Source organism: Alteromonas sp. KUL106, from assembly GCF_009811415.1.
Classification (GTDB): Bacteria; Pseudomonadota; Gammaproteobacteria; order Enterobacterales; family Alteromonadaceae; genus Alteromonas.
Window position 1 is genome coordinate 1 of record NZ_BLIG01000116.1, and the last position, 258, is coordinate 258.

Annotated in this window: 1 tRNA gene and 1 rRNA gene; both read left to right on the top strand. The window is 48.1% G+C overall.

Annotated features, from left to right (window positions below):
- Positions 1–93 (top strand): 16S ribosomal RNA (locus tag GVO63_RS19445); the annotation flags it as partial.
- 78 nt (positions 94–171) lie between these two features.
- Positions 172–247: transfer RNA gene (locus tag GVO63_RS19450), tRNA-Ala, on the top strand.
- Positions 248–258 lie beyond the last annotated feature (11 nt).

The following is a 258-nucleotide window of genomic DNA, read 5'->3' on the forward strand; positions in this document are numbered from 1 at the left end:
TTCGGGAGGACGATTACCACTTTGTGTTTCATGACTGGGGTGAAGTCGTAACAAGGTAACCCTAGGGGAACCTGGGGTTGGATCACCTCCTTACCATTACGTCGTAAGACGCCTTGATGCAGTGCCTACACAGATAGTCTTGTTTAAAAATGAAGAACGACACAAGTTTATGGGGCTATAGCTCAGCTGGGAGAGCGCCTGATTTGCATTCAGGAGGTCAGCAGTTCGATCCTGCTTAGCTCCACCATCTACTTGAAA